Raw genomic sequence first — 13,655 nt, 5'->3', positions numbered from 1 at the left:
AGGGCAACATGCAGCCCGTCCGGGTGCATGTTTTGACTTGTCGGGTATTTAAACCAGGAATTTATTATTTTGCACGGTGTTGTTGACGATTGTCAGGGATAGTAAAGCGCGTTACTCTTTTATTAGCAGTATTTCATCCCAGAATTATTTGCCATCAGCACATTCTTATTATTGCTTTAACGTTCACCTATGGTGAGATTTTATCATTACATATAATGCCTACCACTTTGGTATTAGTTATTTAATGGATCTTTTATGACAGCTCAGGAATACTTATTAAAATTTCGTAAAATCAATTCACTCGAAAGCCTGGAAAAACTCTACGATCATCTTAATTACACCCTGACGGACGATCAGGATATTATAAATATGTATCGTGCAGCCGATCACCGCCGAGCAGAGCTGGTTTCTGGCGGGCGTTTGTTTGACCTCGGGCAGGTTCCGAAATCGGTCTGGCACTACGTTCAATAAAGAAAGTAGCGATCGGTTATAAAAGCTTTATAATGACGCCCCTAAAATTAGATTTGCCCGTTTGCTGTCGCTATTCTGGAGAACTTATGACCACCACAACGCCACAACGTATTGGAGGCTGGTTGCTTGGCCCGTTAGCCTGGCTGTTAGTTGCCTTACTGAGTACGACGCTGGCGCTGTTGCTGTACTCCGCAGCGTTATCTTCTCCTCAAACATTTAAAACGCTCAGTGAACAATCCCTGACAACGCAAATCTCATGGGGCGTTTCGTTTATTACCGCCATCGCTATGTGGTATTACACACTGTGGTTAACCATCGCTTTCTTTAAACGTCGGCGTTGTGTTCCTAAACATTATATTATCTGGCTACTGATTTCCGTATTACTGGCAGTTAAAGCCTTCGCGTTTTCTCCGGTTGAAGATGGTGTAGCCGTTCGCCAGTTGCTGTTTACTTTGTTGGCAACTGCATTGATCGTCCCCTATTTCAAACGCTCGTCGCGGGTGAAAGCGACGTTTGTGAATCCGTAATAACCTTACAGTTAACCTGTTGTCGCCTGCTCTGGATTAACGGATAATAGGCGGCTTTTTTATTTCAGGCCGAAAAATGACTGACTACCTGTTACTGTTTGTCGGAACTGTACTGGTCAATAACTTTGTACTGGTCAAGTTTCTGGGGCTCTGTCCGTTTATGGGGGTTTCCAAAAAGCTGGAAACCGCGATGGGCATGGGGCTGGCAACAACATTTGTGATGACGCTGGCGTCTATTTGCGCCTGGCTTATCGACACGTGGATTTTAATCCCACTCAATCTGATTTACCTGCGCACCCTGGCGTTTATTCTGGTGATTGCCGTAGTCGTGCAGTTCACCGAGATGGTGGTGCGTAAAACCAGCCCGGTACTTTATCGGCTACTCGGGATTTTTCTGCCGCTTATCACCACCAACTGTGCGGTGCTCGGCGTAGCGTTGCTGAATATCAACCTCGGGCACAATTTCTTGCAGTCGGCGCTGTACGGTTTTTCTGCTGCTGTCGGCTTCTCGCTGGTGATGGTGCTTTTTGCCGCCATTCGCGAACGTCTTGCTGTGGCCGATGTTCCGGCCCCTTTTCGTGGTAATGCCATTGCGCTGATTACTGCGGGTCTTATGTCTCTGGCCTTTATGGGCTTTAGTGGTTTGGTGAAGTTGTAATGAATGCTATCTGGATTGCCGTTGCCGCCGTGAGCCTGCTGGGCCTGGTGTTTGGCGCCATTCTGGGTTATGCCTCCCGCCGTTTTGCGGTGGAAGACGATCCGGTCGTTGAGAAAATTGACGAAATTTTACCGCAAAGCCAGTGTGGTCAGTGCGGTTATCCAGGCTGTCGTCCGTATGCGGAAGCCATCAGTTGTAATGGCGAAAAAATCAACCGCTGCGCACCTGGTGGCGAAGCTGTGATGTTGAAAATTGCCGAGTTGCTTAATGTCGAGCCACAGCCGCTGGATGGCGAAGCGCAAGAGTTGACGCCTGCGCGCATGGTGGCAGTTATTGATGAAAATAACTGTATTGGCTGCACTAAGTGCATTCAGGCGTGTCCGGTAGACGCCATTGTTGGCGCTACCCGCGCAATGCATACAGTGATGAGCGATCTGTGCACGGGCTGCAATCTTTGCGTTGACCCATGCCCTACACACTGCATCTCCTTACAACCGGTCGCAGAAACGCCTGACTCCTGGAAATGGGATCTGAACACCATTCCCGTGCGCATCATTCCCGTGGAACACCATGTTTAAGTTATTTTCTGCTTTCAAAAAAAATAAAATCTGGGACTTCAACGGCGGTATTCATCCACCAGAAATGAAAACCCAGTCCAACGGTACGCCTCTACGCCAGGTGCCACTGGCGCAACGATTTGTCATTCCGCTGAAGCAACATATTGGCGCTGAAGGTGAGCTGTGTGTTAGCGTCGGGGATAAAGTGCTGCGCGGTCAGCCACTCACTCGCGGTCGCGGCAAAATGCTGCCGGTTCACGCACCAACCTCCGGCACCGTTACAGCTATTGCCCCCCACTCTACGGCTCATCCTTCAGCATTAGCTGAATTAAGCGTGATTATTGATGCTGATGGTGAAGACTGCTGGATCCCACGTGACGGCTGGAGCGATTACCGCTCACGTAGCCGGGAAGAGTTAATTGAACGTATTCATCAGTTTGGCGTCGCCGGGCTGGGGGGGGCGGGCTTCCCTACGGGTGTTAAATTGCAGGGTGGCGGCAATAAAATCGAAACCTTGATTATCAATGCTGCCGAGTGCGAACCATATATTACCGCCGATGACCGTCTGATGCAGGATTGCGCCGCTCAGGTGGTGGAAGGCATTCGCATTCTTGCGCATATCCTACAGCCGCGCGAAATTCTTATCGGTATTGAAGATAACAAACCACAGGCAATTTCCATGCTGCGCGCAGTGCTGGCAGACTCCCGCGATATCGCTCTACGGGTTATTCCAACTAAATATCCTTCCGGCGGTGCCAAACAGTTAACGTACATCCTGACCGGGAAGCAGGTGCCACACGGCGGCCGTTCATCAGATATCGGTGTGTTAATGCAAAACGTCGGCACCGCTTACGCGGTGAAACGCGCTGTTATCGATGGCGAGCCCATTACCGAGCGCGTGGTGACGCTGACTGGTGAAGCCATTGCACGTCCGGGCAACGTCTGGGCGCGACTGGGTACACCTGTGCGTCATTTATTGGATGATGCCGGATTCCGTCCTTCTGCTGATCAAATGGTGATTATGGGCGGCCCGCTAATGGGCTTTACATTGCCGTGGCTGGATGTGCCGGTCGTCAAAATCACTAACTGCCTGCTGGCACCGTCGGCCAGTGAACTCGGTGAACCGCAGGAAGAACAAAGCTGCATCCGCTGTAGCGCCTGTGCTGACGCCTGCCCTGCCGATCTTCTGCCGCAACAGTTGTACTGGTTCAGCAAAGGTCAGCAGCACGATAAAGCCACCGCGCACAACATTGCCGACTGTATTGAATGTGGGGCCTGCGCCTGGGTTTGCCCGAGCAACATTCCACTGGTGCAATATTTCCGTCAGGAAAAAGCAGAAATTGCCGCCATTCGTCAGGAAGAGAAACGCGCCGCAGAAGCAAAAGCGCGTTTTGAAGCCCGTCAGGCACGTCTGGAGCGCGAAAAAGCCGCGCGTCTTGAACGACATAAGAGCGCGGCGGTACAACCTGCAGCCAAAGACAAAGACGCGATTGCTGCCGCACTGGCACGTGTGAAAGAGAAGCAGGCCCAGGCCACGCAGCCTATTGTGATCAAAGCTGGCGAACGTCCGGATAACAGCGCAATTATTGCAGCACGGGAAGCGCGTAAAGCGCAAGCCAGAGCGAAGCAGGCAGAATTACAACAGATCAACGACGCAACAACCGTTGCTGATCCGCGCAAGGCTGCCGTCGAGGCCGCTATTGCCCGCGCCAAAGCACGCAAACTGGAACAGCAGCAGGCTAACGCCGAGCCGGAAGAACAGGTTGATCCGCGCAAAGCTGCCGTCGAGGCCGCTATCGCCCGTGCCAAAGCGCGTAAACTAGAACAGCAGCAGGCTAACGCCGAGCCGGAAGAACAGGTTGATCCGCGCAAAGCGGCAGTCGAGGCCGCTATTGCTCGTGCCAAAGCACGAAAACTGGAACAGCAGCAGACTAACGCCGAGCCGGAAGAACAGGTTGATCCGCGCAAGGCTGCCGTCGAGGCCGCTATTGCCCGCGCCAAAGCGCGTAAACTGGAACAACAGCAGGCTAACGCCGAGTCAGAAGAACAGGTTGATCCGCGCAAAGCGGCAGTTGCCGCGGCTATTGCCCGCGTTCAGGCAAAAAAAGCCGCCCAGCAAAAGGTTGTAAACGAGGACTAAATGGTATTCAGAATAGCTAGCTCCCCATATACCCATAACCAGCGCCAGACATCGCGCATTATGCTGCTGGTACTGCTCGCAGCCGTGCCTGGAATCGCGGCACAACTGTGGTTTTTTGGCTGGGGCACTCTCGTTCAGATCCTGCTGGCATCGGTCAGTGCATTGTTAGCCGAAGCGCTTGTGCTTAAGCTGCGCAAGCAGTCAGTAGCCGCAACGTTAAAAGATAACTCAGCATTACTAACAGGCTTATTGTTGGCGGTAAGTATTCCACCTCTCGCGCCGTGGTGGATGGTCGTGCTGGGTACGGTGTTTGCGGTGATCATCGCTAAACAGTTGTATGGCGGTCTGGGGCAAAACCCATTCAACCCGGCAATGATTGGTTATGTAGTATTACTGATCTCCTTCCCGGTACAGATGACCAGTTGGTTGCCGCCGCATGAGATTGCGGTCAACATCCCTGGATTTATCGACGCTGTGCAGGTTATCTTCAGCGGCCATACCGTCAGCGGCGGTGATATGAACACGCTACGCTTAGGCATTGATGGTATCAGCCAGGCGACGCCGCTGGATACGTTCAAAACCTCTGTCCGCGCCGGTCATTCGGTTGAGCAAATTATGCAGTATCCGATCTACAGCGGTATTCTGGCAGGCGCTGGCTGGCAATGGGTAAACCTCGCCTGGCTGGTTGGCGGCGTGTGGTTGCTATGGCAGAAAGCGATTCGCTGGCATATTCCCGTCAGCTTCTTAGTGACGCTGGCGCTATGCGCAACGCTGGGCTGGTTGTTCTCACCGGAGACGCTGGCATCACCGCAAATTCATCTGCTGTCTGGCGCGACCATGCTTGGCGCATTCTTTATTCTGACCGATCCGGTGACCGCTTCTACGACTAATCGTGGTCGTCTGATTTTTGGCGCACTGGCGGGCTTATTAGTCTGGTTGATCCGCAGTTTCGGCGGCTATCCTGACGGCGTGGCTTTTGCTGTCCTGCTGGCGAACATCACGGTTCCTCTGATCGATTACTATACGCGTCCGCGCGTTTACGGCCATCGCAAAGGATAAACCATGCTGAAAACTATCCGAAAACACGGTATTACGCTGGCACTGTTTGCCGCCGGTTCAACAGGTTTAACGGCGGCCATCAACCAGATGACCAAAACGACAATTGCTGAACAGGCCAGCCTGCAACAAAAGACGTTATTTGATCAGGTGTTGCCAGCCGAACGCTATAACAATGAGCTGGCACAAAGTTGCTATTTAGTGAATGCGCCTGAGCTGGGTAAAGGTGAACATCGGGTTTACATCGCTAAACAGGATGACCAGCCGGTAGCTGCCGTTCTGGAAGCGACCGCGCCGGATGGCTATTCAGGCGCGATTCAGCTACTGGTCGGAGCCGATTTTAACGGCACTGTACTTGGCACACGCGTGACAGAACATCACGAAACGCCAGGGCTTGGCGATAAAATCGAACTGCGCCTCTCTGACTGGATCACTCATTTTGCGGGTAAAAAAATCAGCACCGCAAATGACGCTCACTGGGCGGTAAAGAAAGATGGCGGTGATTTCGACCAGTTCACCGGCGCGACCATTACGCCTCGCGCGGTGGTGAATGCGGTAAAACGCGCCGGGTTGTACGCCCAAACGTTACCAGAACAACTTTCTCAACTTCCTGCCTGTGGAGAATAGACCGTGAGCGAAATTAAAGACGTTATTGTTCAGGGGTTATGGAAGAACAACTCCGCACTGGTTCAGTTGCTCGGTCTCTGCCCGCTGCTGGCAGTCACGTCAACTGCCACCAACGCACTGGGTTTAGGGCTTGCGACTACGCTGGTGTTGACTCTCACCAACCTGACTATCTCGACGCTGCGTCACTGGACGCCAGCCGAGATCCGTATCCCTATTTACGTGATGATCATCGCCTCGGTGGTCAGTGCCGTACAAATGCTGATCAACGCCTACGCCTTTGGTCTGTATCAATCGTTAGGAATTTTTATTCCGCTGATTGTCACTAACTGTATCGTTGTTGGTCGCGCTGAAGCCTTCGCTGCAAAAAAAGGTCCGGCGCTTTCGGCGCTGGACGGATTTTCGATTGGCATGGGTGCAACCTGCGCAATGTTCGTGCTGGGTTCACTGCGCGAAATTATCGGCAACGGAACGTTATTTGACGGTGCCGATGCGCTGTTGGGTAACTGGGCAAAAGTATTGCGCGTGGAGATCTTCCACACTGATTCCCCTTTCCTGCTCGCAATGTTACCACCAGGGGCATTTATTGGGCTGGGACTGATGCTGGCAGGAAAATACCTGATTGATGAAAAAATGAAAAAGCGCCGCACTGAAGCAGCCGCTGAACGCGAGTTGCAAAACGGTGAAACAGGGAATGTCTGATGAACAAAGCAAAACGACTGGAGATCCTCACCCGCCTGCGTGAGAACAATCCTCATCCCACAACCGAGCTTAATTTCAGTTCGCCTTTTGAATTGCTGATTGCTGTACTACTTTCTGCCCAGGCCACTGATGTCAGCGTTAATAAAGCAACAGCGAAGCTCTACCCGGTAGCCAATACGCCTGCCGCGATGCTCGAACTGGGTGTTGAAGGCGTGAAAACGTATATCAAAACCATTGGGTTATATAACAGCAAAGCGGAAAATATCATCAAGACCTGCCGTATCTTACTGGAGCAGCATAATGGCGAAGTTCCGGAAGATCGCGCTGCGCTGGAAGCATTGCCCGGCGTTGGACGCAAAACAGCTAACGTGGTGTTGAATACCGCTTTCGGCTGGCCGACCATTGCTGTAGATACCCACATTTTCCGTGTCTGCAACCGCACCCAATTTGCTCCCGGGAAAAACGTCGAACAAGTTGAGGAAAAACTGCTAAAAGTAGTTCCTGCAGAATTTAAAGTCGACTGCCATCACTGGTTAATCCTTCACGGGCGTTATACCTGCATTGCCCGCAAACCGCGCTGTGGCTCCTGCATTATTGAAGATCTTTGTGAATACAAAGAGAAAGTTGACATCTGACACAAACAGGTACTGCCGTTTCTTCATCCATTACCGCTACTCATCCTCTTCAAAAACAACTTTCTAACGTTAATGATGCCGCCTCGCTGCGGCATCATTAGGCAATCCGTTTGTGAATAACCAAAAATGCAGGTTAATTGTTTTTTTAATAGCGAAATTTTCTATTCATTTGTGATCGAAATCACACTGATACGCAAATGTAAAAATAATGCACCTCAAAAGTTAAATTTGACAAAGCATTGATTCAATCCGACCTGAAACCTACAAAACATTACACTGGCTATTTTTCAGATAATGGACTATCCCACTACATGAAACACCTTATAGCAGAACATATCGCCAAAGAGGAATTATTACCCGGCTCCAGTAGTGAAAAAATCTGCCGTTACGTTTTTTGAAAAATTTAACGCTGGATAACATTTCCCAAAACCGATGAATTCTCCAGGCTAGTTATATGTAACAGATTATTACAAAGGACTTGTCTGAAAGTGCAAGATAGTGAACATTACCTGCCGTTTCCCCTCCCACTATAACAATTGCGCGTATGTTTTTTAGACATCACGCGAGAATGCACCCCCGTTAATATGGGATGTAAAAAAAGAGGTAAAAGTGTCCACTGCAAACCAAAAACCAACAGAAAGCGTTAGTTTGAACGCTTTCAAACAACCGAAGGCGTTCTATCTCATCTTCTCGATTGAGTTATGGGAACGTTTTGGTTATTACGGCCTACAAGGAATTATGGCTGTCTACCTGGTTAAACAACTGGGTATGTCTGAAGCGGATTCAATCACACTTTTCTCTTCCTTTAGTGCCCTGGTTTATGGTCTGGTCGCTATCGGCGGCTGGTTAGGTGACAAGGTACTGGGTACTAAACGCGTCATTATGCTTGGCGCTATCGTGCTGGCGATTGGCTATGCGCTGGTTGCGTGGTCTGGTCACGACGCAGGTATCGTCTATATGGGTATGGCGGCAATTGCTGTCGGTAACGGCCTGTTTAAAGCCAACCCGTCTTCGCTGCTCTCGACTTGCTATGAGAAAAACGACCCGCGTCTGGACGGTGCATTTACCATGTACTACATGTCCGTCAACATCGGTTCTTTCTTCTCTATGATTGCAACCCCGTGGCTGGCGGTTAAATACGGCTGGAGCGTCGCGTTTGCGCTTAGCGTAGTCGGTCTGTTGATCACCATTGTTAACTTTGCCTTCTGCCAGCGCTGGGTTAAACAGTACGGTTCGAAACCTGACTTTGAACCAGTCAACTACCGTAACCTGCTGCTGACCATTATTGGCGTTGTGGCACTGATCGCGGTTGCAACCTGGCTGCTGCACAACCAGGAAGTTGCGCGTATGGCGCTGGGCGTTGTTGCCTTCGGTATCGTTGTTATCTTCGGTAAAGAAGCGTTCGCCATGAAAGGTGCTGCGCGTCGTAAAATGATCGTTGCCTTCATTCTGATGCTTGAAGCAATCATCTTCTTCGTGCTGTACAGCCAGATGCCGACGTCGCTGAACTTCTTTGCGATTCGTAACGTTGAACACTCCATTCTGGGGATGGCGGTTGAACCTGAACAGTATCAGGCGCTGAACCCATTCTGGATCATCATTGGTAGCCCGATTCTGGCCGCTATCTATAACAAGATGGGCGACACTCTGCCGATGCCGACCAAATTTGCAATCGGTATGGTGATGTGTTCTGGCGCATTCCTGATCCTGCCAGTGGGCGCGAAATTTGCTTCTGACGCCGGTATCGTTTCTGTAGGCTGGCTGGTAGCAAGCTATGGCCTGCAGAGTATCGGTGAACTGATGATCTCCGGTCTGGGTCTGGCAATGGTTGCTCAGCTCGTTCCTCAGCGTCTGATGGGCTTCATTATGGGTAGCTGGTTCCTGACCACTGCCGGTGCAAACCTGATTGGTGGTTATGTTGCGGGCATGATGGCTGTTCCGGATAACGTAACCGATCCGCTGATGTCGCTGGATGTGTATGGCCGCGTGTTCTTGCAGATTGGTGTCGCCACTGCCGTTATCGCAGTGCTGATGCTGCTGACCGCACCGAAACTGCATCGCATGACTCAGGACGATGCTGCAGACAAAGCAGCGAAAGCTGCCGTAGCATAAATTTCAGGGAAACTCTTTTACAAGCCGCTAACTTTTCGTTAGCGGCTTTTTTTTTATTCAACAACGCACTACCATTCTTTAAACCACAGCCAAAAGGAGTTACCGATGAAACTGTTCTATAAACCGGGCGCCTGCTCTCTTGCTTCCCATATCACCCTGCGTGAGAGCGGAAAGGATTTTACGCTCGTCAGTGTGGATTTGATGAAAAAACGCCTCGAAAATGGTGATGATTACTTTGCCATTAACCCTAAGGGACAGGTTCCTGCGTTACTGCTCGATGATGCCACGCTACTGACAGAAGGCGTGGCGATTATGCAATACCTTGCCGATAGCGTACCCGACCGTCAATTACTGGCTCCGGTAAATAGTATTTCGCGCTATAAAACCATCGAATGGCTGAACTATATTGCCACCGAACTACATAAAGGCTTTACCCCGCTGTTTCACCCGGCTACACCAGAAGAGTTCAAACCGATTGCGCGCGCACAACTGGAGAAAAAACTGCAGTATGTTAACGACGCGCTGAAAGATGAGCACTGGATCTGTGGGCAACGTTTTACTATTGCTGATGCCTACCTGTTTACGGTTCTGCGCTGGGCATACGCGGTGAAACTGAATCTGGAGGGTTTAGAGCACATTGCGGCATTTATGCAACGTATGGCTGAACGTCCGGCGGTGAAAGCTGCGTTGACGGCGGAAGGATTGCAGTAATAGTCATCGGCCCACAGGAAACTGTGGGCCGAAAAGAGGTATTTCAGAGTTTCGTTGCGCTGAAATAATGTTCCGGTTTGGCTATACGATCTTGTGCTGCAACCACCTGCAGCTCATATTCCTGCATTGCTTTGGTGGTCACCATAATTTCGTATACTGCGGCAGTCACATGTTCCAGCGCCTGTTGCAACGTTGCGCCCTGCAACAGTTTCACCAACAGTAAACCGCTCGTCACATCACCAACACCGACCGGCTGACGCATACCAAAATCTACCAGCGGACGGCTGATATGCCAGGCTTCATCGGCAGTAACCAGCAGCATTTCAAAACGATCGCGGCTGTAACCCGCACGCGCCAGGTGTTTAACCAACACAATTTGTGGCCCTTGCGTAATGAGTTCGCGCGCAGCTTTAACGGCTTCTTCGACGGTATGTACCGGATGCTCACAGAGGATTTCCAGCTCCACCAGATTCGGCGCGATGATATCGCTGGCAGGCAGACCGTGACGCACATGAAACTCCGCCACACCCGGCGCGACGATGCAACCTTTTTCAGGATGCCCCATTACCGGATCGCAAAAATATTTCGCCTGTGGATTCGCCGCTTTCACCTGACGGACAATACCGAGGATATGTTCCCCCTGCTCCGCCGACCCCAGATAACCACTGAGTACAGCATCACAGGTATGTAATTTATCGATGGCGGCAATGCCCTGAACAATTTCGGTTAAATGGCTGGGCGGCATTACGCAGCCAGTCCATTTGCCGTATTGGGTGTGATTAGAAAATTGAACGGTATTCAACGGCCAGACATTCGCGCCCAGGCGGCGCATCGGAAACTCTGCCGCACTGTTACCCGCATGACCATAGACAACGTGAGACTGGATAGCGAGAATATTTTTCATCGTGTTCCCTGTATAAAAACCAAGGGAGTGATTTCTCACTCCCCTTTTCCACTTAGTGCATTATTTCCAGCAAATCAGACAGTAATTCTTTTTGCCACGACGCAGTAAGGTATAACGACCAAACAGACGATCTTCTTCTTTAAAGAAGTATTCAGGATCGGACTGTTTTTCACCGTTAATGGTGATGGCATTGGACGCGATAGTTTTACGCGCCTGACCACGGGACGGTTGGAGCTCAGAATCGACCAGTGCCTGCATCAGATCAGCGCCTTTTTCCATCTCAACCATCGGTACGCCGTCCTGCGCTAGCTGTTCGAAGTCCGCTTCACTAAGCGCACTCAAAGAACCGCTGAACAGGCATTCGGTAATACGTTTCGCGGCTTGCAAACCCTCTTCACCGTGAACCAGACGCGTCACCTGCTCCGCCAGTACATACTGGGCGCGTGGTGCTTTACCACTGTTCTTATCTTCCTCTTCGAGGGCATTGATCTCTTCAATGCTCATGAAGGTGAAGAACTTCAGGAAGCGGTAAACGTCGGCATCAGCGGTATTGATCCAGAACTGGTAGAACTTGTACGGACTGGTTTTCTTCGGATCCAGCCATACGGCTCCGCCTTCAGTTTTACCAAACTTAGTGCCGTCAGCCTTGGTGATCAAAGGAACGGTCAGGCCAAACACCTGATTCTGATGCAGACGGCGAGTCAGATCGATACCAGAGGTGATGTTCCCCCACTGGTCAGAACCGCCAATCTGCAACGTCACACCATACTGTTTATTCAGGCAGGCGAAGTCATAGCCCTGCAACAGGTTATAAGAAAACTCGGTGAACGAAATACCTTGATCTTCACGGTTGAGACGCTGCTTAACCGCTTCTTTGTTGATCATCTGGTTAACGGAGAAGTGCTTACCGATATCGCGCAGGAAGGTCAGCACGTTCATATTGCCGAACCAGTCATAGTTGTTCGCGGCGATAGCAGAATTTTCTCCACAGTCGAAATCGAGGAACGGGGCAACCTGCTTGCGGATTTTGTCCACCCACTCCTGAACAGTTTCTTCGGTGTTCAGCTTACGCTCGGCAGCTTTGAAGCTCGGGTCGCCAATCAGACCCGTCGCGCCGCCTACCAGCGCAACCGGCTTGTGGCCCGCTTGCTGGAAGCGTTTCAGGCATAACAATGGAACAAGATGCCCCAAATGCAAGCTGTCAGCGGTAGGATCGAAGCCGCAATAGAGCGCGATCGGGCCTTGCGCCAGTCGCTCTGCTAACGCTTCTTCGTCCGTCACCTGGGCCACCAGCCCCCGCTCTTGCAATTGTTTAATCAAGTTACTGCTTGCCATCAAAATCTCCATGTATATAACGACTGCACCTTTGCCGGTACACGACTTTTCGCCAGATGCGAAAGAGACATAGAATAAAGTGCCGGAATCAGGAGTGCCAGCGATTAAAGCAAGATTTTTGCATCTTTTCAGGGTGCGAGACGATCGATTTTCCACGCCTCATTTTCACGCTGGTACAAAAAGCGGTCATGCAGACGATGCTCACCACCCAGCCAGAACTCAACCTGCTCAAGACTGACGCGGAAACCGCCCCAGAAACTCGGTAAAGGGACTTCACCCTGCTGAAACTTCTGCTTCAGCTCAAGGAATTTACTCTCAAGGATCCCGCGCGCGGAAATACGGCTGGACTGCTTCGATACCCACGCGCCAATCTGGCTGTCACGGGGACGGCTATGAAAATATTTCATCACTTCGAGAGTCGAAAGACGTTCCGCTTTACCGATAACCATCACCTGGCGCTCAAGAGTATGCCAGGGGAAAAGCAGGCTAACGCGCGGATTTTGTTCGATTTGATGCGCTTTGCGACTGCCAAGGTTAGTGTAAAACACCATACCTTTTTCGTCGTAATGTTTGAGTAAAACGATGCGCTGATAAGGCTGACCATGTTCATCAACGGTCGCGACGACCATCGCTGTAGGATCAGCCAACTTAGCTTCACACGCCTGGGAGAGCCAGCGTTCGAAAAGGGTTAATGGATCGGCGGGAAGATCGCGGCGGCGTAAACCGCCTTTGGTGTATTCACGCCGCAGATGCGCGATTTGCTGCAATTCGTCGTTATCAGACATGGTTTTCTTTACGGATTGTCAGTGGGTGACGCTATTGTGCGCCGCCCCTGGAAAAATCTCAACGCTGTGGATTTTGTAACTGACAGTTATTCAATACAATGCGGTCACGCTTATAGACCGTCGCCTCATTGCCTTTCGACCAGAAAACGTAGATACCGTCGGTATAACGCGCGCCTGATGCTGAAATGCCCTGTTTAAGGTGCAGTAATTGATTGTCGTAGACAAAACTGACTTCCTGACGTGGATTATTCAGTTTTACCGTCAACGGTTTTTCATCACACTGGTATTCCAGCGTATCGGTTTGCATGCGCTCAACCAGTTGATTGAACGCGCTACAGCCGGTGAGAAGCACCGGTAAACAGATCAGTAACAGTTTTTTCATAAACATATCCCGAAGACTTTCCTGGTCCGGAGAGCAAAACGCTCTCCTCAACATCC

General features: G+C 50.8%; 15 protein-coding genes. 11 read left to right on the top strand and 4 right to left on the bottom strand.

The genetic code is table 11. The features are described from left to right. Positions 1 to 255 precede the first annotated feature (255 nt). The 11 genes from ydgT to gstA all read left to right on the top strand — a co-directional run bounded on the left by ydgT (position 256) and on the right by gstA (position 10,193). A complete protein-coding gene (ydgT, locus tag C1192_RS04125) occupies positions 256 to 471 on the top strand; it encodes a transcription modulator YdgT (RefSeq protein WP_000126621.1) in 216 nt (71 codons plus the stop codon). An 86-nt stretch (positions 472 to 557) separates the two neighbouring features. After that, a complete protein-coding gene (locus tag C1192_RS04120; RefSeq protein WP_001516338.1) occupies positions 558 to 998 on the top strand; it encodes a DUF2569 domain-containing protein in 441 nt (146 codons plus the stop codon). 76 nt (positions 999 to 1,074) lie between these two features. Further along, entirely contained in the window at positions 1,075 to 1,656 is a 582-nt protein-coding gene (gene rsxA, locus C1192_RS04115; RefSeq protein WP_000133193.1) for an electron transport complex subunit RsxA, read from the top strand. Continuing rightward, positions 1,656 to 2,234: an electron transport complex subunit RsxB gene (gene rsxB / locus C1192_RS04110; RefSeq protein ID WP_000991825.1), complete on the top strand. Its 579-nt coding sequence runs from the start codon at positions 1,656 to 1,658 to the stop codon at positions 2,232 to 2,234. Before rsxA ends, rsxB begins: the two co-directional genes overlap by 1 nt. Beyond that, on the top strand, positions 2,227 to 4,353 hold the full coding sequence (gene rsxC, locus C1192_RS04105; protein WP_038354316.1) for an electron transport complex subunit RsxC: 2,127 nt from the start codon (positions 2,227 to 2,229) through the stop codon (positions 4,351 to 4,353). Before rsxB ends, rsxC begins: the two co-directional genes overlap by 8 nt. Further along, the gene (rsxD, locus tag C1192_RS04100) at positions 4,354 to 5,412 is read left to right on the top strand and encodes an electron transport complex subunit RsxD (RefSeq protein WP_001516335.1); all 1,059 of its coding nucleotides are present in this window, start codon (positions 4,354 to 4,356) and stop codon (positions 5,410 to 5,412) included. Between the two features lie 3 nt (positions 5,413 to 5,415). Then, a complete protein-coding gene (gene rsxG / locus C1192_RS04095) occupies positions 5,416 to 6,036 on the top strand; it encodes an electron transport complex subunit RsxG (protein WP_038354315.1) in 621 nt (206 codons plus the stop codon). Between the two features lie 3 nt (positions 6,037 to 6,039). Beyond that, positions 6,040 to 6,735, top strand: a complete 696-nt coding sequence (rsxE, locus tag C1192_RS04090) for an electron transport complex subunit RsxE (protein WP_001289639.1) — start codon at positions 6,040 to 6,042, stop codon at positions 6,733 to 6,735. After that, complete coding sequence (gene nth / locus C1192_RS04085; protein WP_001030339.1) at positions 6,735 to 7,370, top strand: endonuclease III; 636 nt, start codon at positions 6,735 to 6,737, stop codon at positions 7,368 to 7,370. Before rsxE ends, nth begins: the two co-directional genes overlap by 1 nt. A 609-nt stretch (positions 7,371 to 7,979) precedes the next feature. Continuing rightward, complete coding sequence (gene dtpA, locus C1192_RS04075; RefSeq protein ID WP_000100948.1) at positions 7,980 to 9,482, top strand: dipeptide/tripeptide permease DtpA; 1,503 nt, start codon at positions 7,980 to 7,982, stop codon at positions 9,480 to 9,482. Positions 9,483 to 9,587: 105 nt separating this feature from the next. Next, positions 9,588 to 10,193 carry a glutathione transferase GstA gene (gene gstA / locus C1192_RS04070; protein ID WP_000765734.1) on the top strand — a complete coding sequence of 202 codons (606 nt, stop codon included), beginning with the start codon at positions 9,588 to 9,590 and terminating at the stop codon, positions 10,191 to 10,193. A 43-nt stretch (positions 10,194 to 10,236) separates the two neighbouring features. Here gstA and pdxY read toward each other — a convergent pair whose 3' ends face one another. The 4 genes from pdxY to mliC all read right to left on the bottom strand — a co-directional run bounded on the left by pdxY (position 10,237) and on the right by mliC (position 13,605). Continuing rightward, complete coding sequence (gene pdxY / locus C1192_RS04065; RefSeq protein WP_000789755.1) at positions 10,237 to 11,097, bottom strand: pyridoxal kinase PdxY; 861 nt, start codon at positions 11,095 to 11,097, stop codon at positions 10,237 to 10,239. 60 nt (positions 11,098 to 11,157) lie between these two features. Continuing rightward, positions 11,158 to 12,432, bottom strand: coding sequence for a tyrosine--tRNA ligase (gene tyrS / locus C1192_RS04060; protein ID WP_001516333.1), 1,275 nt, complete (start codon positions 12,430 to 12,432; stop codon positions 11,158 to 11,160). Positions 12,433 to 12,560: 128 nt separating this feature from the next. Beyond that, on the bottom strand, positions 12,561 to 13,217 hold the full coding sequence (gene pdxH, locus C1192_RS04055) for a pyridoxamine 5'-phosphate oxidase (RefSeq protein WP_038354314.1): 657 nt from the start codon (positions 13,215 to 13,217) through the stop codon (positions 12,561 to 12,563). Between the two features lie 58 nt (positions 13,218 to 13,275). After that, positions 13,276 to 13,605: a C-type lysozyme inhibitor gene (gene mliC, locus C1192_RS04050; protein ID WP_000480882.1), complete on the bottom strand. Its 330-nt coding sequence runs from the start codon at positions 13,603 to 13,605 to the stop codon at positions 13,276 to 13,278. Between the last annotated feature and the right edge of the window lie 50 nt (positions 13,606 to 13,655).

It is taken from the genome of Escherichia marmotae (genome assembly GCF_002900365.1).
In the GTDB taxonomy this organism is placed as follows: domain Bacteria; phylum Pseudomonadota; class Gammaproteobacteria; order Enterobacterales; family Enterobacteriaceae; genus Escherichia; species Escherichia marmotae.
The sequence above is the reverse complement of the archived record's forward strand: the minus strand, read 5'-3'. Positions and strand labels throughout refer to the sequence as shown.

Bases quoted from the DNA above. Each gene is read 5' to 3' on its own strand.
- rsxA (WP_000133193.1), top strand. From the start codon at position 1,075: ATGACTGACTACCTGTTACTGTTTGTCGGAACTGTACTGGTCAATAAC.
- rsxD (WP_001516335.1), top strand. From the start codon at position 4,354: ATGGTATTCAGAATAGCTAGCTCCCCATATACCCATAACCAGCGCCAG.
- C1192_RS04120 (WP_001516338.1), top strand. From the start codon at position 558: ATGACCACCACAACGCCACAACGTATTGGAGGCTGGTTGCTTGGCCCG.
- tyrS (WP_001516333.1), bottom strand. From the start codon at position 12,432: ATGGCAAGCAGTAACTTGATTAAACAATTGCAAGAGCGGGGGCTGGTG.
- rsxC (WP_038354316.1), top strand. From the start codon at position 2,227: ATGTTTAAGTTATTTTCTGCTTTCAAAAAAAATAAAATCTGGGACTTC.
- mliC (WP_000480882.1), bottom strand. From the start codon at position 13,605: ATGTTTATGAAAAAACTGTTACTGATCTGTTTACCGGTGCTTCTCACC.
- ydgT (WP_000126621.1), top strand. From the start codon at position 256: ATGACAGCTCAGGAATACTTATTAAAATTTCGTAAAATCAATTCACTC.
- rsxG (WP_038354315.1), top strand. From the start codon at position 5,416: ATGCTGAAAACTATCCGAAAACACGGTATTACGCTGGCACTGTTTGCC.
- rsxB (WP_000991825.1), top strand. From the start codon at position 1,656: ATGAATGCTATCTGGATTGCCGTTGCCGCCGTGAGCCTGCTGGGCCTG.
- nth (WP_001030339.1), top strand. From the start codon at position 6,735: ATGAACAAAGCAAAACGACTGGAGATCCTCACCCGCCTGCGTGAGAAC.
- pdxY (WP_000789755.1), bottom strand. From the start codon at position 11,097: ATGAAAAATATTCTCGCTATCCAGTCTCACGTTGTCTATGGTCATGCG.
- gstA (WP_000765734.1), top strand. From the start codon at position 9,588: ATGAAACTGTTCTATAAACCGGGCGCCTGCTCTCTTGCTTCCCATATC.
- pdxH (WP_038354314.1), bottom strand. From the start codon at position 13,217: ATGTCTGATAACGACGAATTGCAGCAAATCGCGCATCTGCGGCGTGAA.